Annotated in this window: 25 protein-coding genes; 2 read left to right on the top strand and 23 right to left on the bottom strand. The window is 61.4% G+C overall.

What is annotated here, in order from left to right; genetic code table 11:
* Positions 1 to 10: 10 nt before the first annotated feature.
* The 16 genes from AB8B31_RS09285 to AB8B31_RS09210 form a co-directional block, all read right to left on the bottom strand.
* Positions 11 to 463, bottom strand: a complete 453-nt coding sequence (locus tag AB8B31_RS09285) for a type II toxin-antitoxin system RatA family toxin (protein ID WP_003559123.1) — start codon at positions 461 to 463, stop codon at positions 11 to 13.
* 9 nt (positions 464 to 472) lie between these two features.
* A complete protein-coding gene (locus AB8B31_RS09280) occupies positions 473 to 1,069 on the bottom strand; it encodes an AAA family ATPase (RefSeq protein ID WP_052215295.1) in 597 nt (198 codons plus the stop codon).
* Positions 1,070 to 1,110: 41 nt separating this feature from the next.
* A complete protein-coding gene (locus tag AB8B31_RS09275) occupies positions 1,111 to 1,659 on the bottom strand; it encodes an AAA family ATPase (protein ID WP_166480274.1) in 549 nt (182 codons plus the stop codon).
* A gap of 68 nt (positions 1,660 to 1,727) precedes the next feature.
* Positions 1,728 to 2,699, bottom strand: a complete 972-nt coding sequence (gene lipA / locus AB8B31_RS09270; protein ID WP_003559117.1) for a lipoyl synthase — start codon at positions 2,697 to 2,699, stop codon at positions 1,728 to 1,730.
* Between the two features lie 46 nt (positions 2,700 to 2,745).
* A complete protein-coding gene (locus tag AB8B31_RS09265; protein WP_012757333.1) occupies positions 2,746 to 2,994 on the bottom strand; it encodes a GlsB/YeaQ/YmgE family stress response membrane protein in 249 nt (82 codons plus the stop codon).
* 20 nt (positions 2,995 to 3,014) lie between these two features.
* Positions 3,015 to 3,269, bottom strand: a complete 255-nt coding sequence (locus tag AB8B31_RS09260) for a GlsB/YeaQ/YmgE family stress response membrane protein (protein WP_003539329.1) — start codon at positions 3,267 to 3,269, stop codon at positions 3,015 to 3,017.
* A 97-nt stretch (positions 3,270 to 3,366) separates the two neighbouring features.
* Positions 3,367 to 4,815: a dihydrolipoyl dehydrogenase gene (lpdA, locus tag AB8B31_RS09255; protein ID WP_131703249.1), complete on the bottom strand. Its 1,449-nt coding sequence runs from the start codon at positions 4,813 to 4,815 to the stop codon at positions 3,367 to 3,369.
* Positions 4,816 to 4,831: 16 nt separating this feature from the next.
* The gene (locus AB8B31_RS09250; RefSeq protein ID WP_018241906.1) at positions 4,832 to 5,413 is read right to left on the bottom strand and encodes a GNAT family N-acetyltransferase; all 582 of its coding nucleotides are present in this window, start codon (positions 5,411 to 5,413) and stop codon (positions 4,832 to 4,834) included.
* Positions 5,414 to 5,415: 2 nt separating this feature from the next.
* Entirely contained in the window at positions 5,416 to 6,057 is a 642-nt protein-coding gene (locus AB8B31_RS09245; protein ID WP_018241905.1) for an SGNH/GDSL hydrolase family protein, read from the bottom strand.
* Positions 6,058 to 6,076: 19 nt separating this feature from the next.
* Positions 6,077 to 7,435: a pyruvate dehydrogenase complex dihydrolipoamide acetyltransferase gene (locus AB8B31_RS09240; RefSeq protein WP_131703248.1), complete on the bottom strand. Its 1,359-nt coding sequence runs from the start codon at positions 7,433 to 7,435 to the stop codon at positions 6,077 to 6,079.
* A 15-nt stretch (positions 7,436 to 7,450) separates the two neighbouring features.
* Positions 7,451 to 8,836: a pyruvate dehydrogenase complex E1 component subunit beta gene (locus AB8B31_RS09235; RefSeq protein ID WP_018241903.1), complete on the bottom strand. Its 1,386-nt coding sequence runs from the start codon at positions 8,834 to 8,836 to the stop codon at positions 7,451 to 7,453.
* Positions 8,837 to 8,851: 15 nt separating this feature from the next.
* Entirely contained in the window at positions 8,852 to 9,898 is a 1,047-nt protein-coding gene (gene pdhA / locus AB8B31_RS09230) for a pyruvate dehydrogenase (acetyl-transferring) E1 component subunit alpha (RefSeq protein ID WP_003559100.1), read from the bottom strand.
* A 145-nt stretch (positions 9,899 to 10,043) separates the two neighbouring features.
* On the bottom strand, positions 10,044 to 10,364 hold the full coding sequence (locus AB8B31_RS09225; protein WP_018241902.1) for an FtsB family cell division protein: 321 nt from the start codon (positions 10,362 to 10,364) through the stop codon (positions 10,044 to 10,046).
* Between the two features lie 137 nt (positions 10,365 to 10,501).
* On the bottom strand, positions 10,502 to 11,776 hold the full coding sequence (eno, locus tag AB8B31_RS09220) for a phosphopyruvate hydratase (protein WP_018241901.1): 1,275 nt from the start codon (positions 11,774 to 11,776) through the stop codon (positions 10,502 to 10,504).
* Between the two features lie 248 nt (positions 11,777 to 12,024).
* On the bottom strand, positions 12,025 to 12,870 hold the full coding sequence (gene kdsA, locus AB8B31_RS09215) for a 3-deoxy-8-phosphooctulonate synthase (RefSeq protein ID WP_131703246.1): 846 nt from the start codon (positions 12,868 to 12,870) through the stop codon (positions 12,025 to 12,027).
* Positions 12,867 to 13,763, bottom strand: coding sequence for a VOC family protein (locus tag AB8B31_RS09210; RefSeq protein ID WP_131703245.1), 897 nt, complete (start codon positions 13,761 to 13,763; stop codon positions 12,867 to 12,869). The genes kdsA and AB8B31_RS09210 overlap by 4 nt, the downstream gene beginning before the upstream one ends.
* 198 nt (positions 13,764 to 13,961) lie before the next feature.
* Between AB8B31_RS09210 and lexA the strand changes: the two genes are divergently transcribed.
* Positions 13,962 to 14,681: a transcriptional repressor LexA gene (lexA, locus tag AB8B31_RS09205; RefSeq protein WP_131703244.1), complete on the top strand. Its 720-nt coding sequence runs from the start codon at positions 13,962 to 13,964 to the stop codon at positions 14,679 to 14,681.
* Here lexA and AB8B31_RS09200 read toward each other — a convergent pair.
* Entirely contained in the window at positions 14,662 to 17,094 is a 2,433-nt protein-coding gene (locus AB8B31_RS09200; protein ID WP_131703243.1) for a ComEC/Rec2 family competence protein, read from the bottom strand. The genes lexA and AB8B31_RS09200 overlap by 20 nt on opposite strands.
* 290 nt (positions 17,095 to 17,384) lie before the next feature.
* On the opposite strand from AB8B31_RS09200, the gene gltA reads away from it, so the two are divergent.
* Positions 17,385 to 18,674 (top strand): citrate synthase, encoded by a 1,290-nt coding sequence (gene gltA, locus AB8B31_RS09195; protein WP_018241898.1) that lies wholly within the window; start codon positions 17,385 to 17,387, stop codon positions 18,672 to 18,674.
* A 31-nt stretch (positions 18,675 to 18,705) separates the two neighbouring features.
* On the opposite strand, the gene lpxB is transcribed toward gltA, so the two are convergent.
* From lpxB to bamA, 6 genes are read right to left on the bottom strand one after another with little or no spacing between them, the layout of a single operon-like run.
* Positions 18,706 to 19,884, bottom strand: coding sequence for a lipid-A-disaccharide synthase (lpxB, locus tag AB8B31_RS09190; protein WP_131703242.1), 1,179 nt, complete (start codon positions 19,882 to 19,884; stop codon positions 18,706 to 18,708).
* Complete coding sequence (locus tag AB8B31_RS09185; protein WP_018241896.1) at positions 19,881 to 20,762, bottom strand: LpxI family protein; 882 nt, start codon at positions 20,760 to 20,762, stop codon at positions 19,881 to 19,883. Before AB8B31_RS09185 ends, lpxB begins: the two co-directional genes overlap by 4 nt.
* Before the next feature lie 3 nt (positions 20,763 to 20,765).
* Complete coding sequence (gene lpxA / locus AB8B31_RS09180) at positions 20,766 to 21,584, bottom strand: acyl-ACP--UDP-N-acetylglucosamine O-acyltransferase (RefSeq protein ID WP_112902896.1); 819 nt, start codon at positions 21,582 to 21,584, stop codon at positions 20,766 to 20,768.
* A complete protein-coding gene (gene fabZ / locus AB8B31_RS09175) occupies positions 21,581 to 22,048 on the bottom strand; it encodes a 3-hydroxyacyl-ACP dehydratase FabZ (RefSeq protein ID WP_018241894.1) in 468 nt (155 codons plus the stop codon). The genes lpxA and fabZ overlap by 4 nt, the downstream gene beginning before the upstream one ends.
* Entirely contained in the window at positions 22,041 to 23,108 is a 1,068-nt protein-coding gene (gene lpxD / locus AB8B31_RS09170; protein ID WP_018445462.1) for a UDP-3-O-(3-hydroxymyristoyl)glucosamine N-acyltransferase, read from the bottom strand. The genes fabZ and lpxD overlap by 8 nt, the downstream gene beginning before the upstream one ends.
* Before the next feature lie 50 nt (positions 23,109 to 23,158).
* Complete coding sequence (gene bamA, locus AB8B31_RS09165) at positions 23,159 to 25,498, bottom strand: outer membrane protein assembly factor BamA (protein ID WP_113542290.1); 2,340 nt, start codon at positions 25,496 to 25,498, stop codon at positions 23,159 to 23,161.
* Positions 25,499 to 25,686: the final 188 nt, after the last annotated feature.

The raw sequence follows: 25,686 nt of genomic DNA, 5'->3' as shown, positions 1-25,686 counted from the left end.
GGTTCGCTCATCAAGCCGGCGTGTAGATCCTGTTTGCCCTGGTCTCGAAGGCCTCGGTGAACATGCGAAAGGCGCGGTCAAACATCGAGCCCATCAGCGCGCCGAGAATGCGGCTCTTGAACTCATAGTCGATGAAGAAATCGACGGTGCAGCCGCCAGAAGGCGTCTCGGCGAAATGCCAGCGATTGTCGAGATATTTGAACGGGCCATCGATATACTTGACCTCGATGACGTGCTCGGCCCGGTTCAACAGCACCTGCGTCGTGAAGGTCTCGCGGATCGCCTTGTAGCCGACCGTCATGTCGGCGACGAGCAGGATCTTGCCGTCGCGCTCCTTGCGGCTCCGGATGGCCAGCGCTTCGCAGAGCGGCAGGAATTCCGGATAGCGCTCGACATCGGCGACGAGGTCGAACATCTGCTCGGGCGTATGCGGGACGGGACGGTGCGTTTCGAATTGCGGCATAGGCGGCAATTAATCGGGCCGGCCGAGAAGATCAAGAAGCTCGCGCATCTCGCGGCGGGATTTTAGCTGAAGAACCGGCACGTCAGGGCCATGTGCGGCGATGCCGGCGACGAGGCGCGGCGCAAATTTCTCCTCGAAGGTCCAGATGAAGCGGAGGAATTCCAAATCGACCTTCTCGATACAGCCCGGCGCCATTTCGGGGCGAGCGCGGCCGATCCATTTCGCCCACCGGCTGATTGCGCCCCAGATGCAGAGAAGCCGCGGCATGCGGACCCAGATGACGAAATCGGAGCGCGGCAGCCGAATGTCCAGGGAGGATGGGTTCGTGCCGTCCATGATCCAACGTTCTTCGAGGATCCGGCTGGCGATGATATTTCTCTGCTCGACCCTGTCGCGCACCACCCAGCCGGGAAGCCAAAATACGTCGCGATCGAGCGAAATGTAGGAAAGCCCGAAGCGCTTGGCAATCTTCAGCGACAGCGTGGATTTGCCGCCGCCCGAGCAACCCATGACGAGGATGCGGCGGGCTGTGCGGATATGCTCCGCAGCCTGTTTAAGATCGGTGATCTGCTGACGCGGCGGCAGGTCTACTCTCTGATTCATCATGCAACTCCCTCGAGCCAGACATGCGTTTCGCCGGCACGATCTTAAGCGCCAAGAGCGGCGAACCGGTTAGCTGCCTTGCGCGATCTTATGATGACGGTGGAATTGAAAAGCCCGTGATCCCGAAGTGCTGCCTCGATCAGAGGTGCGGCATGCCGTTCGAAATTCCAGATATAGGCAAGCGCGTCCAGCGAGAGGCGTTCCGGGCAGCCGGCAGGCAGTTCGGGGCGGTTGCGCCCAAAGTAGCGGAACGCTCTCGATAGGGCGCCGTAGAGGCATGCATATCTGGGCAGCCGAAGCCAGATGACGACGTCCGCGCGCGGCAGGCGAAGATGGAAGGAGCTGAGGCCGGTTCCATCCATGATCCAGCGTTGTTCCGCCACCGCCTCGGCTATCCGGCGGTCGATCTCGTCGCGCGGCCTCTTTCGCCAGCCCGGTAGCCAGTAGAAATCGCGGTCCATGGAGATGTAGTTGAGGTCGAGCGCTCGCGAAAGCCGCGTTGCGAGCGTGCTCTTGCCGCCGCCGGGGCAGCCGATCACCAGGATACGGTCGGCTTCGATCAGCGGCGATTTCAATCCGGAGGTGATGTTCATCGTCGGCCTCCCAAAGAAAAACCGCGGCGAAAATCGCCGCGGTTCAATCAAAAAGCAAGTACCAGATGTTACTCGGCTGCCATCAGCAGCTTCTTCTCGCGCGCCGCTCTCAGCCGGGCAAAGTCGTCGCCGGCATGGTGGGAGGAGCGGGTCAGCGGGCTGGAGGCGACCATCAGGAAGCCCTTGCTGTAGGCGACGGTCTCATAAGACTTGAACTCGTCGGGGGTGACGAAGCTTTCGACCTTGTGGTGCTTGCGCGTCGGCTGCAGGTACTGGCCGATCGTCAGGAAGTCGACATCGGCGGTGCGCAGATCGTCCATCAGTTGGAGGACTTCGTTTCGCTCTTCGCCAAGACCGACCATGATGCCCGATTTGGTGAACATGGTGGGATCGAGTTCCTTCACCCGCTGCAGCAGGCGGACAGAATGGAAGTAGCGGGCGCCGGGGCGAACCGTCAGATAGTTGCCGGGCACTGTTTCCATATTGTGGTTGAAGACGTCGGGCTTGGCGGCGACGACGCGCTCCAGCGCACCCGGCTTCTTCAGGAAGTCGGGCGTCAGGATCTCGATCGTCGTCATCGGCGAGGCCGCACGGATTGCCCAGATCACCTTTTCGAAGTGTTCGGCGCCGCCGTCCTCCAGGTCGTCACGGTCGACCGAGGTGATGACGACGTGGCTGAGGCCCATCTCCTTGACCGCCTTGGCGACATTCTCCGGCTCGGCCATGTCGAGCGCATTCGGCTTGCCGGTGGCGACGTTGCAGAAGGCGCAGGCGCGGGTACAGATCTCGCCCATGATCATGAAGGTCGCGTGCTTCTTGTCCCAGCACTCGCCGATATTCGGGCAGCCGGCCTCCTCGCAGACGGTGACGAGCTTGTGCTCCTTCACGATCGCGCGCGTCTCGGCATAACCCTTGGAGGTCGGCGCCTTGACGCGAATCCAGTCCGGCTTGCGCATGACTTCCGTATCAGGCCGATGCGCCTTCTCGGGATGCCGCACGCGCTTGGCGTCGGGATTGATCGTATCGAGGATCGTCACCATTGCAGTTTCAGCTTTCTACCGCCCCTATGCGGCAAATCGATCGGATCTAGCGCCGCACCAGCCGCGCAAGGAATATCAACAGGCAGGCTCCGAGGAAACCCGTCACGAAATAACCGAGCCGTCCGCCGACCACCTCGACATGGAATTGCGCGAGGACGGCACTTGCGACGACCGAACCGACGATGCCGAGCACGATGTTCAGAAAAATCCCGTATCGCGCTTCCATCAGCTTGCCGGCGAGCCAGCCCGCAAGCCCACCGATGATGATTGCCGAAATCCAACCGACGCTTTCCATGCCCTGCCCTCAGTTACGCCTCAAGCGACCGCCCTTGCGATCAGAACCACGATGATGGCGCCGACGGTGGCGTGGATGATCTGCACCACCAGCGCGTTTTCAATGCCCAGCGAAATACCGAGCGCGCTGAACAGATAACCGCCGACGAAGGCGCCGATAATGCCGCTCAGCAGGCATCTTATCAGCCCGCCACCACCGACGACCAGGCTTGCGAGGAAGCCTGCAACCAGGCCAATCAGCAAAAATACCAGCAACGCCTGCGTCTCCATAGACATGATGATTTCCTTTCGTTTTTTCCACCCTAGCGGCGTGGCTTTCCACTCCGAGGGGATGGATTCTCCACCCCGGGATAAAGGGCAGCTTCGGAAATTCTCAAGCGTTCAGCACACGGCCGTAAGCATCGAGCACCGCTTCCTTCATCGTTTCGGACACGGTCGGATGCGGGAAGATCGTGTGCATCAGCTCTTCCTCGGTCGTTTCGAGGTTCATCGCGACGACGAAGCCCTGAATGAGCTCGGTGACTTCGGCGCCGACCATGTGGGCGCCGAGCAGTTCACCGGTCTTCTTGTCGAAGATCACCTTCACCATGCCCTGGTCCTCGCCGAGCGCGATCGCCTTGCCGTTCGCGGCGAAGGAGAAGCGGCCGACGCGGATGTCGCGGCCCAGCTCTTTGGCTTTCGCTTCGGTGATGCCGACAGAGGCGACCTGCGGATTGCAATAGGTGCAGCCCGGGACCTTGCCCTTGTCTGTGGGATGGACGTTCGGCAGGCCGGCGATCTTTTCGACGCAGACGACGCCCTCATGCTCTGCCTTGTGCGCCAGCATCGGTGGGCCGGCGACATCGCCGATCGCATAGATGCCGGCGACATTGGTCTTGCCGTAGCCGTCGATGACGACGCAGCCGCGGTCGGTCTTGACGCCGAGCGCCTCGAGGCCGAGATTCTCGATATTGCCCTGAACGCCGACGGCAGAAATCAGTCGGTCGGCGGTGATCTGCTGCACCTTGCCATCAGCCGTCTCGACATGGGCGGTGACGCTGCCGGCGCCCTTCTCGACCTTCGTGACCTTGGCGCTGGTGAAGATCTTGAGGCCGCGCTTTTCAAGCTGCTTGCGGGCGATCGCCGTTACCTCGGCATCCTCGACCGGCATGATGGTCGGCATGACTTCGACGACGGTCACATCGACGCCCATCGAGCGATAGAAGCTGGCGAATTCGATGCCGATCGCGCCTGAGCCCATGACGATCAGCGACTTCGGCAAAACATCCGGCTTCAGCGCCTCGAAATAGGTCCAGATCAGCTTGCCATCCGGCTCGATGCCAGGCAGCGCGCGTGGACGGGCGCCGGTCGCGATGATGATATGCTTGGCGGTATAGGTGCCCTCGCCGCTCTTGACGTTCTTCGGCAGCGGATGCTGCGGCTCGACAACGGGCTTCGACGCCTTGCCGACAACGATCTCGCCGGGCTTGGTGATCTTCGCTTCGCCCCAGATGATGTCGATCTTGTTCTTCTTCATCAGGAAGCCGACGCCGGCATTCAGGCGGGCGGAGACGGCGCGCGAGCGGCCGACGACGGCCTTGGCATCCGGCTTGACCGTGCCTTCGAGAACGAGGCCGAAATCCTTGAAGTGATTGGCGTGGTCGAGCACCTCGGCCGAGCGCAGCAGCGCCTTGGTCGGGATGCAGCCCCAGTTCAGGCAGATGCCGCCCATATGCTCGCGCTCGACGATCGCGGTCTTGAGGCCGAGCTGGCTGGCACGGATAGCAGCGACATAGCCGCCGGGACCCGAGCCGATGATGATGACGTCGTAGGATTCAGCCATGTGTTTCCTGCCTTTGTTATGCTGCGCTGCGGGTCATGAGCACCCACGCGTGTCTCTTGCTGTTTTCGAAGAGCGGCACGGCATCGGCGCGCGCAGCCTCCAGGAATCCGTTTCTTCCATAAAGCGACAAAGCCGCTTCGTTGTCGCTTGCGGTGATCAGGCTGACGGGCCGCCGATCGGCCCTTTCGATCTGATCGTCCAGCAGCCTGCGTCCGATGCCGATGCCGCGCAGATGGCGATAGACGCCGAGACTGCCGATGAACCAGCTTCCCACAACCGTTTTCTGCAAGGCGAGCATCGGTGCGGTTGCCGGAATCGTCGCCTCGATATCGCCTATCCCCTCACCCAGCGCATGGCCGATCGCCACACCTGCGACCTCGCCATAGGCCTCGGCAATCACGGCATCCCGCCAGCCGCCGACGGCTTCCTCCTCGCTCATCTTCAGCCGGCCCCGCTCCAGCGGCGTATCGCTCACGCCGTTTTCCACACCGGCAAACCAGAGCCAGGAGGCAAACCCGCGCGATGCGATATCCGCCAGAATCGCCAGCTCCGAGGCATCCCGCCGTGAGGCCTGCCGGAGGGCGATGAAGGAGGCCATGGTCAGATCCCCAGCATCATCCGCACGATCGATTCCAGCCCGCGTCCGAGCGCACGCGTATTGTCCGCATCGAGGTGAATGCCATCGATCGGCGTGGTCTTGGCGACGGAATTGCCGTCGAAGAAGCCACAACCGAGTTCGTCGGCAAGATCACGATAAAGCGTTGCAAGCTTCGCCGATTCCTCGATACCGCCGGGAAAGGATGCGGCGAAGGGCACGTTGCCCGTCGCGCGGATCGCCGGCGGCGCCACGATCAGAATCTCCGGCCCATCAAATTCAAAGGGCCAGGCATGATTGCGGATCAGCCGCACGAGTCGGCTGATACCCTGGCAGGCGGCAAAGGCCGAGCCTGCCACGACCGGCTTCATATCATTGGTGCCGAGCAGAAGGATGACGAGGTCGAGCGGTGCATGGGTCTGCAGGATCGTCGGCAGGATGCGCGCACCGTTGCGGTCGCAATCGGCGAGATGGTCGTCGAAAGCGGTGGTGCGACCGTTCAAGCCTTCGGCGATGACGCGCGCCTCATGGCCGAGCGCTGCCTGAAGCACGCTCGGCCAGCGATTTTTGTAATCATGACGGCCGATCGTCTCGGCGTCATAACCCCAGGTCAGCGAGTCACCATAGCAAAGAACGGTCTTGGTCATTTCCGCCTCCGCGCCGCTATCAGACAAGCATGCCCATCGGGTTCTCGATGTAGCCCTTGAAGGCCTGGAGCAACTCGGCGCCGAGCGCGCCGTCGACGCAGCGATGGTCGGTCGAGAGCGTGACGGACATCACGGTGGCAATCGTCATTTCGCCCTTCTTGACGACGACCCGCTGTTCGCCGGCGCCGACCGCGAGGATCGTCGCATGCGGCGGGTTGACGACGGCTGCGAAGTTCTTCACGCCCATCATGCCCATGTTCGAGACGGAACTGGTGCCGCCCTGATATTCCTCAGGCTTCAGCTTGCGATCCTTGGCCCGCTTGCCGAGATCGCGCATCTCGTTGGAGATTGTCGACAGGGTCTTTTCCTCGGCCTTGCGGATGATCGGGGTGATCAGGCCGCCGGGGATCGAGACGGCGACGCCGACATCGGCGTGCTTGTGCTTGACCATGTTGCTGTCGGTCCAGGAGACGTTGGCATCCGGAACGTCGCGCAGCGCCAGCGCCATGGCCTTGATGACCATGTCGTTGACCGAGAGCTTGTAGGCCGGAGCGTTGTCCTTGCGCGGAGCCGCATCGTTCAGCTGGGCGCGTAGCGCCAGCAACGCATCGAGCTCGCAATCGACGCTGACGTAGAAATGCGGGATCGTCTGCTTGGATTCGACCAGTCGCCTGGCGATCGTCTTGCGCATGCCGTCATGCGGCACGAGCTCGTAGGAGCCCGGTTCGAAGAGCTTGAGCACGGCTTCTTCGGACGCGCCCTTCGCAGCGGCGGCCGGAGCCGGCGCGGCAGCCTGCGGGGCGGCAGCGGATACGGGCGCAGCAGCAGCCTTGGCGCCACCGCCGGCAACGGCGGCTTCGATGTCGCTCTTGACGACGCGGCCGTGCGGGCCGGAGCCTGCGACTGCCGAAAGGTCGATACCGGCTTCCTTGGCCAACCTGCGGGCAAGCGGCGAAGAGAAGGTGCGGCTGCCATCCGATGAAACCGAGGCCGGCGCGGCGGCGGTTACAGGTGCCGCAGCCGGAGTGGACTGGGCCGGAGCCGGTGCAGCTTCGGCCTTCGGCGCGGCTGCACCGTCTGCCTTCGGCGCTGGGGCGGCGGAACCCGCACCGCTTGCGGCAGCGGAGACATCCTCGCCATCGGCGGCGAGAACCGCGATCAACGCATTGACTTTGACGCCTTCGGTGCCGGCGGCAACGACGAGCTTGGCGACCGTGCCTTCATCGACGGCTTCGACTTCCATCGTCGCCTTGTCGGTCTCGATCTCGGCGATCACATCGCCAGACTTGACCTTGTCGCCTTCCTTGACCAACCATTTGGAAAGATTGCCTTCCTCCATGGTCGGAGAGAGGGCGGGCATCGTGATATTGATCGGCATCGAAACACCCTCCCCTTATTTGTAGCAAACAGCCTTCACCGCATCGACCACTTCGCCGACGTTCGGAAGGGCAAGCTTTTCGAGATTGGCGGCGTAAGGCATCGGAACGTCCTTGCCTGCGATCGTCAGGATCGGCGCATCGAGATAGTCGAAGGCCTGCTGCATGACGCGGGTGGCGATTTCGGTGCCGACGGAGGACTGCGGATAACCTTCCTCGACGGTGACCAGACGGCCAGTCTTCTTCACCGATTCGATGACAGTCGGCAGGTCCATCGGGCGGATGGTGCGAAGGTCAATCAGTTCGACGTCGATGCCGATCTTCTCGAGTTCGGCGACAGCCTTGGTCGCATAACTCATGCCGATGCCGAAGGAGACCACAGTGACGTCCTTGCCCGGACGATGGATGCGGGCCTTACCGATCGGCAGGACGAAATTGTCGAGCTTCGGCACGTCGAAGTGCTGGCCGTAGAGAATTTCGTTTTCGAGGAAGATGACCGGGTTCGGATCGCGGATCGCAGCCTTCAGCAGGCCTTTGGCGTCGGATGCCGTATAGGGCATGACGACCTTCAGGCCGGGAATGGCGCTGTACCAGGCTGCATAATCCTGGCTGTGCTGGGCGCCGACGCGAGCCGCGGCACCATTCGGACCGCGGAAGACGATCGGAGCACCCATCTGGCCACCGGACATATAGAGCGTCTTGGCGGCGGAGTTGATGATGTGGTCGATCGCCTGCATGGCGAAGTTGAAGGTCATGAATTCGACGATCGGGCGAAGGCCGGCCATTGCGGCACCGACGCCGACACCGGCAAAGCCGTGCTCGGTAATCGGCGTATCGACGACGCGGCGGGGGCCGAATTCCTGCAGTAGCCCCTGCGTGACCTTGTAAGCGCCCTGGTATTCGGCGACTTCCTCGCCCATGACGAAGACGTTTTCGTCGGCGCGCATTTCTTCGGCCATGGCGTCGCGGAGCGCTTCGCGCACGGTCGTCGACACCATTTCAGTGCCGGCCGGGATTTCGGGGTCGTTCGGAACGACAGCCTTCGGCTCGGCCGGAAGCGGCGCGGAGGCGGAACCGGTGTTGGTCGGCTTCTCTTCCTGGGCAACCGCGGGCGCTGCCGCGGCAGCGGGCTTGGCGGCGGAAATGTCCGAAGCGGATTCGCCGTCCTGCAGCAAAACGGCGATCTTGGTATTGACCTTGACGCCTTCAGTGCCGGCATCGACGAGCAACTTGCCGATGATCCCTTCATCGACAGCTTCGACTTCCATCGTCGCCTTGTCGGTTTCGATTTCGGCAATCACGTCGCCGGAGGTGACCTTGTCACCTTCCTGCTTCAGCCATTTGGACAGTGTGCCTTCTTCCATGGTCGGAGAGAGGGCGGGCATGAGGATATCGATAGGCATGGGTTCCCTCCCCGATTAGAGCAGAATGTCGGTATAGAGCTCGGATGCATCCGGCTCCGGATCGGCCTGGGCGAAATCGGCACTGTCGGCGACGATATCGCGGACATCCTTGTCGATCGCCTTCAGATCGTCTTCGGAAGCCCAGCCCTTTTCGACGAGGCGAGCCTTGACCTGTTCGATCGGGTCATGCTCGGAGCGCATCTTCTGCACTTCGTCCTTGGAGCGATATTTCGCCGGGTCGGACATGGAGTGACCGCGATAACGATAGGTCAGCATTTCGAGAATGATCGGGCCCTTGCCGGAACGGCAGTGTTCGAGCGCCTCGTCGGCCGCAGCCTTGACGGCGCGGACGTCCATGCCGTCGACCTGAATGCCGGGGATGCCGAAGCCGGATCCACGAAGCGAGTAGTTCGACTGCGCAGTGGCGCGCGCGGTCGACGTCCCCATGGCGTAACGGTTGTTCTCAACGATATAGACGATCGGCAGCTTCCAGAGAGCAGCCATGTTGAAGCTCTCGTAGACCTGGCCCTGGTTGGCGGCGCCGTCGCCGAAATAGGCGATGGAGACATTGTCGTTGCCGCGGTAGCGGTTTGCGAAGGCAAGACCCGTTCCGAGCGAGACCTGGGCACCGACGATGCCATGACCGCCGTAGAAATGCTTCTCTTTCGAGAACATGTGCATCGAGCCGCCCTTGCCGTGGGAATAGCCGCTGCGACGCCCGGTCAGTTCCGCCATGACGCCGCGTGCTTCCATGCCGGTTGCCAGCATATGGCCGTGATCGCGATAGGCGGTGATGACCTGGTCGCCTTCCTTCTGCGCCATCTGCATGCCGACGACGACAGCTTCCTGACCGATGTAGAGGTGACAAAAGCCGCCGATGAAGCCCATGCCGTAAAGCTGGCCGGCCTTCTCCTCGAAGCGGCGGATCAACAGCATCTCGCGATAGGCCTTGAGCTCTTCATTGCGATCGAAGTCGGCTACAGGGCCTCCATTCGATGCTTTGGCTGCCGGTTTTGCTGCAGTTTTGCGGCTGGAAACGGTCGCGGTCTTTCGCGGCGCCATTCAACCCTCCCTATGGGTTTGTCGTTTCTTGGTGGGGCGTACCATAGGGAAGAAATATGACCACAGCAATGCCATAATTGCATGGCTCGTATTCGCTGCTAAATTATTGGAAAAACTATGAAAATTCCAATTAACCTGTTTTCGGTTAATTGGAATAATGGTTGAATATGACGATCTCGTCCGCGCGCGACATGTTGAGCTGATAACGCGCTTTTTCGTCCAACATATCCTTGTCGAGCGAGCCGTCACTGAGGAGCGCGACCTGATTTTCCAGATGTTCGCGCTTCGCCTTCAAGACTGCAAGCTCTTTTTCACGCGCGACACGCTGATGCTCGAACGTCTCCGTTGCGCGCAGGCCGTAATCGCCATGGATGCAATGATAACCGAAATAGGAGAGGAAGGCGACCGTCATGGCCGGAATGACGAAGCGACCGATCTTTCTCTTCTTATGATGCTTTGTCCACATACACGCATGCTCTTGAACGCATTACCAATTCGTTCAATCTAACGCGCAGAGATTAACCGTTCGTTGACTCTAAAAACCGGGCAATAAAAAACCCGCGCCGGGAAGGCGCGGGTTAAACCATTGAACATCAGATCCGATCAGCCGCGAATGATCGAGCGGCCGGCATACTGGGCCTGCGGGCCGAGGCCCTCTTCGATGCGGATCAGCTGGTTGTACTTGGCAAGACGGTCGGAACGCGACAGCGAGCCGGTCTTGATCTGACCGCAGTTGGTGGCGACGGCGAGATCGGCGATGGTCGAATCTTCGGTCTCGCCGGAGCGGTGCGACATGACGGCGGTATAGGCCGCCTTGTGCGCCGTGTTGACGGCATCGAGCGTTTCCGTCAGCGAGCCGATCTGGTTGACCTTGACGAGGATCGAGTTGGCGACGCCCATGCGGATGCCGTCGCGAAGACGGGCGGAGTTGGTAACGAAGAGATCGTCGCCGACGAGCTGGGTCTTCTTGCCGGTCAGGTCGGTCAACGTCTTCCAGCCGTCCCAATCGTCTTCGGCCATGCCGTCCTCGATCGAGATGATCGGATACTTGGCGGCGAGCTCAGCCAGATATTCGGCCATGGCGCCCGATTCCAGCGTGCGGCCTTCCCCTTCGAGAACGTATTTGCCGTCCTTGAAGAATTCGGTCGAGGCGCAGTCGAGGCCGAGGTAGATGTCCTCGCCTGGCTTGTAGCCGGCTTTCTCGACCGACTTCATGATGAAGTCGAGAGCTTCCGAAGCACTCTTCAGACCCGGTGCGAAACCGCCTTCGTCGCCGACATTGGTGTTATGGCCCTGCGCGGCAAGTTCCTTGCGCAGCGTATGGAAGACTTCCGAACCCATGCGCACGGCTTCGGCGATCGAATCGGCGCCGACTGGCAGGATCATGAATTCCTGGAAATCGATCGGATTGTCGGCGTGGGCGCCGCCGTTGATGATGTTCATCATCGGCACCGGCAGCAGGCTGGCGGAAGCGCCGCCGACATAACGGTAGAGCGGCAGGCCGGACGCCTGGGCAGCAGCCTTGGCGACGGCGAGCGACACGCCGAGGATGGCGTTGGCGCCGAGGCGCGACTTGTTCGGCGTGCCGTCCAGCTCGATCATGATGTTGTCGATCTGGATCTGGTTTTCGGCGTCGATGCCGCCGATCGCGTCGAAGATCTCGGTGTTGGCGGCTTCCACCGCCTTTTCGACACCCTTGCCCAGGTAGCGCTTGCCGCCGTCGCGCAGTTCGACCGCCTCATGCGCGCCCGTCGAGGCGCCCGAGGGAACGGCCGCGCGGCCCATGCTGCCATCTTCGAGATAGACATCGACTTCGACGGTGGGGTTGCCACGGCTATCGAGAATCTCGCGGGCGATGATATCGGTGATTGCAGTCATGGGTTCTTCCTGCTCGGTGGGTGGTGATAAGTCGGTTCGAAACCTGTCTTAGTCGAAGGCGTGCAAATTACAATGCTGCAATTTCCAGCCTTCGAACCAGTGTTTGGATCTCGCCTAAAGCGCGTCGCGATCTTTCAGATTCGCTTGCCACGCTTTAGGTCTTTGGCTTTCCGCATGTCGTTGTCGCAAAACCGCTGCACACTTTTTCGCGACATGCCTATAGCACGATCATGTCAGGCTGTTGAACGTCAAGCCTTGGCGACCGCATCGAAGGCAAGCAGCTTTTCAAGCAGCCGCGGCATGTCCTCGAGATAGACCATGTTCGGGCCGTCCGAAGGTGCATTGTCGGGGTCCTGGTGGGTTTCGACGAAGACACCGGCAACACCGGCAGCCACTGCTGCGCGCGCCAGTGTTTCCACGAATTCCCGCTGACCGCCGGAGGAATCGCCCTGCCCGCCCGGCTGCGCAACGGAATGGGTGGCATCGAAGATAACGGGCGCGCCCATCGCCGCCATGATCGGCAGCGAGCGCATGTCGGAAACCAGCGTATTATAGCCGAAGGAGGCGCCGCGCTCGCACAGCAGCACGTTCGGATTGCCGCTGGCGTTGAGCTTCTTCAGGACGTTCTTCATGTCCCAGGGGGCGAGGAACTGGCCCTTCTTGACATTGACGACGCGGCCGGTCTTGGCGGCGGCGATGAGAAGGTCGGTCTGGCGGCAAAGGAAGGCCGGGATCTGCAGGACGTCGACGATCTTTGCCACCTCCGCGCATTGCTCGGCGGTATGAACGTCGGTCAGGACAGGAAAGCCGAACTCCTTCTTGAGGTCGGCAAAGACCTCCATGCCCTTTTCGATCCCGATACCGCGCTCAGCCGAGAGCGAGGTGCGGTTCGCCTTGTCGAAGGAGCTCTTGTAGACGAGGCCGATGCCGAGCTTTGCGCAAAGCTCTTTCAGCGTACCGGCAACCATGAAGGCGTGGTCGCGGCTCTCCATCTGGCAGGGACCGGCAATTAGCGACAGGCGGCCGGTATTGGAAAAGGTCACCTGGCCTTGGCCTTCGCCGATCTTGACTTCGGAATTCGTCTCAGTGCTCATCGTGTCTCCTCGAAGGCGAAGAGCGTGCCCTGCCCGGGCGCGGGCTTCACCAGAATGCGATTGTTCTTGCGCGTGTATGTCACCCCGTTAGCAGCCAAATGCGCTTCTGTCACGGCAAGATCGGCGACAATGAAGAGGATTGCCCGGCCACGGAGGCCGCGATCGGCGGATGAGCCGGCGATCTCGAAATAGGCTTCTAGCCCTTCCGGCGTCATCAGGCTGATTTTCGCGTTCGAAGCAGCAACATTGACGCCAAAACCGGTTTTCTCGACTGCCGCCTGCGCCACGGCAAGGCCGACGAAGGCTCCGAAAGCGGCGGCATCAGGCGCGCAGAGCGCGATCTCGGCAATGCCGGTGACGCCATTGGCATGCGTCTCCAGCGCGCCGCGGTCGGCCGGCAGCGGATTGACGCGTTCGACGCTGAAAAGGAAGAGATCGGGCGCTCGCAGGTCGCCGGCAAAAGCCAGCTTGAAGCCGGCGACGCTCTCAGAACCGTCCGGCATCGTCATCGGCCGGGTGAACTGCAGCATCTCGCCGGCGCTCGATCCGTTGCCGACGAAGTTCTGATGATCGATGCCGGCATCCTTACTACCGAAAGCAAGCCCCGAAAGCCCCTCCTCGCCGCAGCGGAAGCGGAAGGCCCGGTTGCGGGCGGTGAAAACATTGCCTTGCCGCGCTGAGGCCTCGCTCTCCTCGACACTCGCAATCCCGAGCGGCTCCAGATAAGTCTTGTCGGCAAAAAAGACGCAGGCGTTTTCCGTTCCGAAGGGATGGCGTGCATCGGCGGCAACGGTGAAGCCGAGCTTGCCAAGCCTCTCGCGCGCCAGATCGATATTGACGACGGGCAGCACCACATGATCCAGCGGGTGCGGCTTGGCGGAACGCTCGTTCATGATATCCCTCCTGGAAGCGGCAAGAGATGTGCGATGGCGCGCCCCTCAATGCAAGACATGTGTCCCAATCCGGCGAATGAAAATAAAAATCTCAACGAGTTGGCGCCAAGTTTTACGGAAATTTAGCTACTTGCGGAACACATATGGAACATATAGTGTCTGTTCTGGATTTGTTTCAATCACGAGGTCACAACGTCGATGCTCACGCGCAAACAACAGGAGCTTCTCCTTTTCATTCATGAGCGCATGAAGGAATCCGGCGTTCCGCCATCTTTCGACGAAATGAAGGATGCCCTGGACCTCGCTTCCAAGTCCGGGATTCACCGGCTGATTACGGCGCTCGAGGAACGTGGCTTCATTCGCCGCCTACCGAACCGCGCCCGTGCGCTCGAGGTTATCAAGCTTCCGGAGGCCTACAGCCCCAGCATTCAGCCCCGGCGGGGCTTTTCGCCCAGCGTCATCGAGGGCAGCCTTGGCAAGCCGCAGCCGGTCGCCACTCCTGCTCCGGCAAAACCCGTCGCCGACAACGGCAACTCGGTATCCGTGCCGGTCATGGGCCGTATCGCCGCCGGTGTTCCGATCTCGGCGATCCAGAACAACACCCACGAAATCGTCGTTCCGGCGGACATGCTCGGTTCCGGTGAACATTATGCGCTCGAGGTCAAGGGCGATTCGATGATCGACGCCGGCATCTTCGACGGCGACACCGTGATTATTCGCAACGGCAGCACCGCAAGTCCTGGCGACATCGTCGTTGCTCTCGTCGATGACGAAGAAGCGACACTCAAACGCTTCCGCCGCAAAGGCGCCTCGATCGCGCTGGAGGCGGCCAACCCGGCTTACGAGACCCGGATTTTCGGGCCGGACCGCGTCAAGGTTCAGGGCAAGCTCGTCGGCCTCATTCGCCGCTATCACTGACATCAGGCAGTCCGGATTCGGCAAAACTGTTGCTGCGCCAGTCATAGGCGCGATGCCGCATCCATGGCCGCGACAATGCATCGAATGCGGTTGCGACCTCCAGGCCGGCGTCGGCGAAGCGCAACTCGACGGAACCGGTCCTGCGCAGCGTTTCGCCGGTGAAGAGCGTCGCCCCTGAGCGGCAGCTGTTGAAGCGCAGGCGGACCGACGTCACGACGATATCGGCCGCGTCGCATGCCGGACCGAGATAGGCGGCATTGTCGATGACAGCAACCACGTGACCATTGCCAAGCCTTGATATGCACCAGGCCTTCTTGACGCAGGAAAAGCGGTTTGCTTCACCACCAGCTGCAGCCGCCCGCATCGCCGACCTTGCTTCGTTCTGCTGATCGCGGGAAAGCCTGACGCGGCGGTCTTCTCCCTCCGGCGGGATAGCAGGACCATCCAGCATCTTCGGCGGGTGATGCGTCGGCAGGACCAGCGCTCTCTGCCACTGGTCGAAGATGAAATCCGGCGGTCTTTCACGGTTGGAAGCCATGGCCCCCGCCTCGACGATTGCGACGAGACCACCATCCTCCGAAATCGCCAGATCCGGCGGCCGGGGAACCGGCAGAAGCAAGAGGACGAGCGTCGACACCGCGATGATCGATGTGCCGATATGGTGCAGCCGGGTGCGGAGCAGCGTCAGCAGCAGAAAGCCTGCGACGGCTATCGCGAAATACCAAGCGGGCAAGCGGCCGATGCCGATGTCGCCACCCCAGCCGGACACCGTCTTTGCGATCGCGATCACCAGATCGAGGCCGAATCCGACGACCTTCCAAGGCAAAACGTCCAGACCGAAAGGCATGAGCAGCATCGCCAGCAACCCGGCCGGCATGATGATGAAGGAGATGATCGGCATCGTCGCGAGGTTTGCCGGCAGGCCATAGGCAGTCAGGCGATGAAAATGCTCGATCGAAAACAGCGCGGTGGAAAAGCCGCCGATCAGCGAGGTCAGGAAGACGCCGCCGAAGAAACCCGCAACCGTAACGACGGGCCGAAAAACCGGCAGCTTCAGGAAAGCGTTTTCGCGGACGCGCCGGTCCTTCCACAGCTGGTAGCCAGATACCAACGCCAATGTCGCGGCAAAGGACATCTGGAAGCTCGGACCCAAGACCTCGGACGGTGAAATGGCGAGAATGACGAGCGCCGAGAGAGCGACATTGCGCAGGCTGATCGACGGCCGGTCGAAGAAGACGGCAATCAACATGATCGCCATCATGATGAAGGCGCGTTCGGCCGAGACGGCAAAGCCGGAGATCAGGAAATAGGCCGTGACGGCGATGAGCGCGCCGGCAGCAGCGATCTTCTTGGTCGGATAGGCTTGGGCGACACCGGGAAAGAGGCTGAGCAGCATGCGGAAACCGACGAAGAAGATGCCGGCTGACAGCGCCATGTTGAGGCCGGAGATAGCGATGATATGAGCCAGACCGGACTGGCGCAGCGCCTCCGTCGTCTCATTCGAGATGGCGCGCCGCTCGTCCGTCACCAGAGCAGCGGCAAAAGCGCCGGTGTCGCCGGGCAGGATCGACCTTATGCGGTCGCCGATACCGCTGCGCAGCCGATAGAGACCTTCGAGCAGCGCTTCCGTCGTCGATCTGGCCGCTTGCGGACCTGCCTGCAAATCGACCTTTGTCGGCGCACCGTAGAAGAAGCCGTTGGCGCCGATGCCATCGAAATAGGCACCGAAGGAGAAGTCGTTGAGCTCCGGAAGCGCTGGACCTGCTGGCGGCGTCAGCCGTGCCCTGCCGGTTATGATATCACCGATCTCGAAAGGCGCGTCCGCGCCGCGGGCGATCGCGGTTATGCGCCCCGGCGGCCGCTTCACCTCCGGCGCCTCAGTGCCGGTGACGGCAAGAATATAGCGCCACCGCCCGCGACCATCGCCTTCGCGCCGCTCGACACGGCCGGTCACCGTCGTCGTCACTGATGAATCGAGGATCACGGTCGAAGCCCGTCGGCTCTCGAGCTGCGCCGAGACCACGCCGCAGGCGACAAGTGCAAGCGCCAGCAGCGTTGCCCGCAATGCCGCCCGGCTGCGGCTGGCGATGAGAACCGCGACGGTCAGCACCAACAGGCAGAGCAGCGATGCAACGAGCGGGAAGTCCGATGCCGCTAGAAACCAGAAGGCTGAGCCGGCGCCGAGGAAGACCGGTGAGAACAGCAGCAGGCGGCCATGGTCCGCCTCTTCGCCCAGCATGCGCATGCCACCACGCAGCGATTGCGAGGCTGCTGCCGGCAGCCGGTGGCGCCACGGTGTCGCCGACTGCGTCCTTGCAGGCCGCGTCACCACGACAGGCGGAGAAAAACCGGCGGAGTCGGCAAGGCCGGCGCCTGCTTCCGGCCGCAATTCGACTGTCGTCAACTCCTGCATGTGCTGCCCAAGGTCACTCGCCCAGACAGCCAGAATGCAACCGCCAATCAAATCCGGCAAGAATAATCGATTGAAAAGTGAGGGAAAATTGAAAGAGCCAAAAGAGCAGTCGAATCATCGGCTTCCGATATGCATGCGGCTCATCGCTGCAGTGCCTAAAAGGTGATACTGCAATGCACAAAATGCCATCACGGTAACTTGGCATTAGCCTCGCGATCATATAGCTATCGGTGAGGACGCTTAACCCCTATGGCGCTTTTATGGCGCCACCGCCATTTCGGAGGATCAGCATGACGGATCAAAGCGCTACAATAAAAATCGGTGACAAATCAGTCGACCTTGCCGTTAAAAGCGGCACGATCGGACCGAGCGTCATCGATATCGGTGCCCTCTACAAGAACACGGCTTCCTTCACCTACGATCCGGGTTTCACGTCGACTGCATCCTGTGAATCGAAAATCACCTACATCGACGGCGACGAAGGTGTCCTGCTGCATCGCGGCTATCCGATCGAGCAGCTCGCCGAACATGGCGACTTCCTCGAGGTCTGCTACCTCTTGCTTTACGGCGAACTGCCGACCACCGTGCAGAAGAAGGATTTCGATTATCGCGTCACGCACCACACCATGGTGCACGAGCAGATGAGCCGCTTCTTCACCGGCTTCCGCCGCGATGCGCATCCGATGGCGGTCATGTGCGGCTGCGTCGGCGCGCTGTCGGCCTTCTACCACGACTCCACCGACATCACCGATCCGCACCAGCGCATGGTCGCCAGCCTGCGCATGATCGCCAAGATGCCGACGCTTGCCGCCATGGCCTACAAGTACCATATCGGCCAGCCCTTCGTTTACCCGAAGAACGACCTCGACTATGCCTCGAACTTCCTGCGAATGTGTTTTGCCGTGCCTTGCGAGGAATATGTGGTCAATCCGGTGCTTGCCCGCGCCATGGACCGCATCTTCATCCTGCATGCCGATCATGAGCAGAACGCCTCGACCTCGACCGTCCGTCTCGCCGGTTCGTCGGGCGCCAACCCGTTCGCCTGCATCGCTGCCGGCATCGCCTGCCTCTGGGGCCCCGCGCATGGCGGCGCCAACGAAGCAGCGCTCAACATGCTGAACGAGATAGGCTCGGTCGACCACATTCCGGAATATATCGCCCGCGCCAAGGACAAGAACGATCCGTTCCGCCTGATGGGCTTCGGTCACCGCGTCTACAAGAACTATGATCCGCGCGCCAAGATCATGCAGAAGACGACGCATGAAGTGCTTGGCGAACTCGGCATCAAGGATGATCCGTTGCTCGAAGTGGCGATGGAGCTGGAGCGCATCGCGCTCACCGACGAATATTTCATCGAAAAGAAGCTCTATCCGAACATCGACTTCTATTCCGGCATCACGCTGAAGGCGCTGGGCTTCCCCACGACCATGTTCACAGTGCTCTTCGCGCTTGCCCGCACCGTCGGCTGGATCGCGCAGTGGAACGAGATGATCGAGGATCCGGAACAGCGCATCGGCCGTCCGCGCCAGCTCTATGTCGGCGAACCGAAGCGCGATTACATCCCGGTTTCGAAGCGCTGATCGCTTTAAAAGAACCCAAAAGAAAACCCGGTCAGAAATGACCGGGTTTTTTCTTTTCCAGCACGTCGAGAAGGATCTCGGCGGCGTGCTCGCCGGGCGGCTTTTCGGTCTGCATGCGTTGCCAGACGAGATCGTAACCCTCGTTCATCGCCTTCAATTGGAGCGTATCGGCCGACAGCCGCTCCATCCAGCGCGCCAGGCTTGCGCCGCGGACCACCTCGTTCAGATATTCCGGCACGACGGCATAATCGGCGATGATATTGGGCAATGCGCCCGTCCATACCTTGATGCGCTTGGTCAGCAGGCTGATGATCCAATCCGTCTTATAGACGGACACCGTCGGCACGCCGGCAAGGCCGAGTTCGAGGATGACCGTACCGGAAGCCGCCATCGCGGCATCCGCTTCGGCAAAGGCCTTCCACTTCTGCATGGATCCGACCACGACCTCCGGCGGCGTGGCCCAGCCGGCGACGAGACCCTTCACCAGCGCTTCATTGTGCGGCACGGTGGGCAGCAGGAAACGCATCGGGCCGTTGCGGGCGACGAGTTCCCTGGCCGCGTCCTCGAAAAACGGCAGCAGCCTGCTGATTTCGGAGGATCTTGACCCAGGAAGCATCAGGATCGTCTTACCCGCTTCGCCGACGGGTGCGCGCCCGGCGCGCAACCGCCGCGCTTCGAGCAGCGCCGGATCGGCGGTCAGGCGATGGCCGACATAGGTGGTCTCAGGCCCGCCGAGCGTGCGCATCACTGCCGGCTCGAAGGGCAGGACGGCGAGCACATGATCGACGTAGCCGAGCATGCGCGTGGCGCGATATTCCTTCCAGGCCCAAACGCTCGGACAGACGTAATTGACAACAGGCAGATCGGGCAGCGCGGTGCGGACACGCTTGGCGACGCGATGGGTGAAATCCGGGCTGTCGATAATGAGAAGAATATCAGGCTTTGCGGCAATGATGGCAGCCGTCGTCTGGCGGATCAGGGTATAGAGCTTCGGCAGCCGACTCAGCACCTGGGTGATGCCCATGATCGACAGCTCGGAGAAATCGAACAGGGACCGCAAGCCTTCCGCCTGCAGCCCCTCGCCGCCGACGCCGACGAGTTCCACCGGTCCTCTATGAATCCGCTTCAGGGCGGCAATGAGATCTGCTCCAAGCAGATCCCCCGACACCTCGCCGGCAATGACGGCGATCTTCAGCGGCGCCCCGTTCATTCGAGCCCCCATGACGGCAGGCCGCGATCGATGCCGCAGACGAAAAGCCCGGCCTCATCAGCGGCTTTGATGACGGCGGCGCGATCGAGCACCAGCGAGCGGCCGGCCTCGACGGCGACGCCGGCAAGGCCGGCTTTCCTCGCGTTCAAGACCGTGGAAACGCCGATCGCCGGCAGGTCGGCACGGATATCCTGTTGCGGCTTGCAGAGCTTGACAAGCGCGCCGCGGCGGCGCGGCGAGATGCGCCCGGCGGCTCTGAGACCCGCGACACGCTCCAGCATCTCGTCCGTGCCCTCAAGACCCTCCAGCGCGACGATACGCCCGCCGATGGCGACGGCGCCCTGGCCGACATCGAGCCGGCCGAGCATTTCGGCGGCTTCCGCCGCGCGGTTGATATCGCGCCGGTCTTCTTCGCCCGGTATCGCCGTGCCGAGCGGGCCGACGGCGGCAAGAAGGTCCGGGGCGATCTCATGGGCACCGACGACACGCCGGCCGTTTCCCTCGATCAGCCGGATCACCATCTGCAGCACCGTATCGTCGCCGCCGGACAGCAAGGTGCGGATCGCGGCCGGCATCTTCATCAGAGTGCGCAGCGTCGGGCGCACCTCGCGCCATTCCGGCCGGCGCCGCACGCTGCCGGACATGACGACACGGCCGATGCCGTAGCGGTTCAAGAGGCCCTCGAGAGCTGCAAAATCGCCGATGCCGATGACGGCATGGTCATACCCTTCCCAGCGCCGGTCGCTTTCGTCCTTCAGCGCGACGATGACGGGATTTTCGCCCGCCGCTCGCGCGGCTTCGGCGACATAGGAAGGCAGAAGGCCGCCGCCGGCGATGATCGCCAGCCGGCCCGCAGCGGTGTCGCCGGATAAAGTCACGGACTAGCCCTTCTGTCCCCGGGTCGGCGAGGACAAGGCGCGGTCGCTGTCAGCGGCGATGAAATCGAGGATGTGGACCACCTGCTCGCAATCGGCATATTCTTCGCGGATGGCGGCGGCGTTTTCGCGGACCGAGCCCGTTCCTTCGAAGATCGACTTGTAGGCGCGGCGCACTCTATGAATGACGGCGCGGTCGACACCGGCGCGCGTCATGCCGACGACGTTGAGGCCGCTCAGCAGCCCGGGATTGCCGTTCAGCATGCCGTAGGGAATGACGTCGTAGCTCACTGCCGAGAGCCCGCCGACGAAGGCCTGACGGCCGACGCGGGTGAACTGGTGAACGGCCGAGCCACCACCCAGGATGACACGATCCTCGATGACGACATGACCGGCGAGCATGACGTTGTTCGACATGATCACGTGATTGCCGACCCGGCAGTCATGCGCGACATGGGAATTGGCAAGGAAGAGATTGTTGTCGCCGACGATCGTCTGGCCGCCGAAATCGGCCGTGCCGGTGTTCATCGTCACGCCTTCGCGGATCGTGCAGTGGGCGCCGACGGTCAGCGTCGTCTCCTCGCCGCCGTGATGCACGCTCTGCGGATCGCCGCCGACGACCGCCATCGGGAAGATGCGCGTGCCCTTGCCGATCACGGTGCGGCCGGTAACGACCGCATGCGACAAAAGCTCGACATTCGCATGCAGGACGACGTGCGACCCAACATGGCAGAAGGGACCGATCTTGACGCCCTCACCGATAACAGCACCGTCTTCGACGGCGGCCATCGGATGAATGCGGGCGCTTTCGGCGATAGTGCTCATGCCTGATCCTTACGAACGATCATCGCGCCGATATCGGCTTCGGCGACGAGCGCGCCGTCGACCTTGGCATCGCAATGGAATTTCCAGATATTGCCGCGCTGCTTGTGCTTCTTGACATGGAATTCAACACGATCGCCGGGTACGACGGGCTTGCGGAAGCGCGCATTCTCGATGGTCATGAAATAGACGAGGTTGCCGGGCTGTCCATCCTTCTTGGCACAGATCGCACCCGCGGTCTGGGCCATGCCCTCGATCAAGAGAACGCCGGGCATGATCGGAGATTCCGGAAAGTGGCCAGTGAAATGCGGTTCGTTCACGGTGACGTTCTTGATGCCAATCGCTGTGTTGTCGCCGTCGATCTCGATGATCTTGTCGACCATGAGAAACGGGTAGCGATGCGGCAGCAGTTTCATGATCTCGATGATGTCAGCCGAAGAAAGCGTTGTCGTGGCTTCCTCAGTCATTTTGCTCGCCTCCAGGTTTCTTCCCGCGCACTCTCGTCTTGGACATCATTTGCGCGACATCTCTCAGATAGTCATTTAGCGGACGCGCAGGTGTGCCACCATATTGTCCGCCGGCGGCAAGATCGGTCATGATACCGCTTTGGGCGGCGATCTGCACGCCGTCGCCGATCGTCACGTGCCCCTTGATGCCGACCTGGCCGCCGATCTGCACGCCATTGCCGATCTTCGCGCTACCGGCGATGCCGACCTGCGCAACGACGGCGCAATGGCGGCCGATCTGAACGTTGTGGCCAATCTGGACCTGGTTGTCGATCTTGGTGCCCTCGCCGATCACCGTATCGTCCATGGCGCCGCGGTCGATCGTGGTGTTTGCGCCGATCTCGACATTGTCCTGAATGATCACCCGGCCGATCTGGACGATCTTGATCATGCCGCGAGGACCCGGCGCGTAGCCGAAACCATCCTGGCCGATGCGGACGCCGTTGTGGATGATGACGCCATTGCCGAGCAGTGCACAGAGAATGCTCGCACCGGCCGCAATCGAACAATCCCGGCCGATCTTGACGCCCGGACCGATGATGCTCTGCGCGCCAATGCGCGTCCCCTCGCCGATCTCGGCATGCGCACCGATGACGGCCATCGGCTCGACGATCACACCTTTTTCGAGTTTGGCGCTCGGATCGATCACCGCGCTTGGCGCGATCTCGCCTTCACCTGGCGAAAAGGTGACCGGGCGCAAGGCTGCGGGATAAAGCAGGCCGCCCGCCATCGCGAAGGCCGCATGCGGATTGGACGACAGAATGACCGGGATATGCTGAGGTACGAGATCAGCAAGCGCCTTGTCGCAGATCACCACCGAGGCTTCGCATGTCGCCAGCTCATCGCGGCTGCGGCGCGACAGGATATAACAGACATCGCCTGCCCGTGCCCGGCTGATGGGGGCAACGGACCTGACAATAACACCGGCATGGTCGGAATTGACAAGTTCCGCCCCAAGAAACTCTGCCAGCTCAGCGAGCTTCAGACCTTCATGGGGCAGAAAGAAAACGTTTTGCTCCATCGGCAATGCTCCAGAACGGAATTGAGTCTTACAGTTCCGGACTGCCGATATCAGAATTGGTTGTTGATGCCAAACTTGAAGTTCTGCGTCTTGTCGAAGTCTTCCTTGAGGACCGGGATCGCGTAATCCAGACGCAACGCACCGAAGGGAGACTGCCAGACGACACCGACACCGACGGAAGCGCGCAGGGAGGCGTCTTCGCCTTCGATGCCGTCGCCCCTCAGGTCAACGTCGTTGCCGAACAACGTGCCGGCGTCGGCGAAGACCGCGCCGCGCAGGTTGAAGTCACGCGGGAAGCCGGGCATCGGGAAGGTCGCTTCGGCCGATGCTGTGAAATAAGTGGTACCGCCCAGCGGATCGTCGTTGGTACCGGAAACGCGCGGGCCGATACCCTTGTTTTCGAAGCCACGAATGTCACCGTTGGTCAGCGTGAACTGGTCGAAGACGTTCAGATGGTCGCCAAAGCCGATGACATAACCCGCCGAAGCCGAGACCGAACCGATGATATCGGCATCGTCGGCGAGCAGACGGTAGTAACGAGCCTTGCCGTAGATCTTGTAGAACTGCGAGTCACCGCCGAGACCGGCAATTTCCTGCGTCGCCGTCGCATAGATGCCTTCGCGTGGCAGGACCGTGTCGTCAAGCGTGTTGTAGGTCAGCGTCTGCGAGACGGAAGAACGTGTCCACGGGCTGTCCTCTACCAGGTGCTGATACGGAGCAGACAGATCGGAAAGATCGCTGTTATCAGCGTCATACTTCATCTGCTTGTAGTTATAACGGAAGGTCGTCGCCAGATCCTCGGTAATCGGCGCGGTGACGCGCAGGACGACACTGGTTTCCTCGTAATCGTAGTTGTCATTGCTCGACGTTTCGCTGCGGTTGACGTCGAATCCTGCCGCCAAACGGTAGCCAAGGAAATAAGGCTCGGTGAAGCTGACGCCGTAGGCGCGCGAGCCTTCCTGACCGCCGCCGGCCGAGATGCGGATATACTGGCCGCGGCCGAGGAAGTTCTTTTCCTCGATCGAGGCTTCGAGCAGCAGGCCGTCGCCGCCGGCGGCATAACCCGCACCGACACCGAACGAACCGGTCGACTGATCCTGCACATCGACAACCACCACGACCCGGTCCGGGGAGCTGCCCGGCTGGGTGGAGATGTTGACTGAGGAGAAATAGCCGAGCGCTTCGAGGCGACGCTTGGCCTTGGTGATCATCTGCTGATTGAAGGCGTCGCCTTCGCTCATGTCGAATTCACGGCGGATGACGTAGTCGCGCGTGCGGCTGTTGCCGCGAATCTCGATGCGCTCGACATAGGCGCGCTCGCCCTGGTCGACCAGATATTCGACACCGATCGTGTTGTTGTTGAGGTCGCGGTTACCGCGCGGCGTGACGCGCGCAAAGGGATAACCGGCAGACGCCACCTGATCGGAGATCGCCTCGATCGACTTCTGCACTTCCTTGGCGTTGTAGACCTGGCCTTCGCGAGTGCGTACGAGCGGCTGCAACTGGTCGGAGCCGACGCCTTCGACGGTCGACTGGACGGTCACTGGTCCGAAGTCGTAACGCTGACCTTCCTCGATGTTGAAGGTGAGCGTGTACTTGTTGGTCGCGTCGTCGAAGGCGGCATCGGAAGAAACGATGCGCATGTCGGCGTAGCCGCGATTGTAATAGAACTGGCGCAGCGCTTCTTCGTCGGCGTGGAGCTTGTCTTCGTTATAGACATCCTTGCGGGTCAGGAACGACAGGAAGTTCGAACGCTTGGTGTTGATGACGGCAGCCAGGCGGCCGGCGCTGTAGGCATTGTTGCCGACGAAGTTGATCGAATCGATCTTGGTGCGATCACCTTCGTTGATGACGAAGGCGAGGTTGACGCGGCCTTCGCCGAGCGGCACCACCTGCGTCGTGACTTCGACCTCGCTGCGGCCGGTGGCAGCGTAAGCTTCCTTGATCGACTGAATGTCGGATTGGATCTGGGTGTCGCTGTAGGGACCAGCAGCGTGGGTCTGGACGATCGTCGCGAGCTTGTCGTCCTTGATCTTGCGGTTGCCGTTGAAGACGACCTGATTGACGAGCTGGGCTTCCTGAACGTTGACGACGAGCGTGCTTCCGGAGACCGAGATCTTGACGTCGGAGAAGTAACCCGTCCCATAGAGCTGCTTGACCGATGCATCGATATCGCTGTTCGAAAAACTCTTTCCGGGAGCGATGGTGAGGTTCGACCGAACGGCTTCCGCGCCGACACGGCTTGCGCCGCGCACATCGATGCGCTGGATAACCGCGGCCTCAGCGGCCGTAGCGGAAACGAACGTCAAAGCACCTGCGCCCGAAGCAACAACACTAGCAGACAGCGCAACCGCCGATACTGCGTTCAAAAACTTTGAACCAGCCTTCATTTCACCCATTACCTTTTGTTTCCCTCGTCCCCGGTTCCAGGAGAACCCGATTCCGGTCACGTGTGTCGTTTTACCCGCTTTTGACATACAAGCAAGGCAGGTCGTTAATTTCTGTTTACTTCATTTGCAAGCGTGACCCATTCGCCACTACAGCCTTGAAACATCGTAAATAAATAGTAATTACCCTC

Origin of the sequence: Rhizobium sp. 62_C5_N11_2 (assembly GCF_051811185.1) — a bacterium.
Lineage (GTDB): Bacteria > Pseudomonadota > Alphaproteobacteria > Rhizobiales > Rhizobiaceae > Rhizobium > Rhizobium leguminosarum.
Note: the sequence above shows the minus strand (reverse complement) of the source record. Positions and strands in the feature narration are given on the sequence as shown.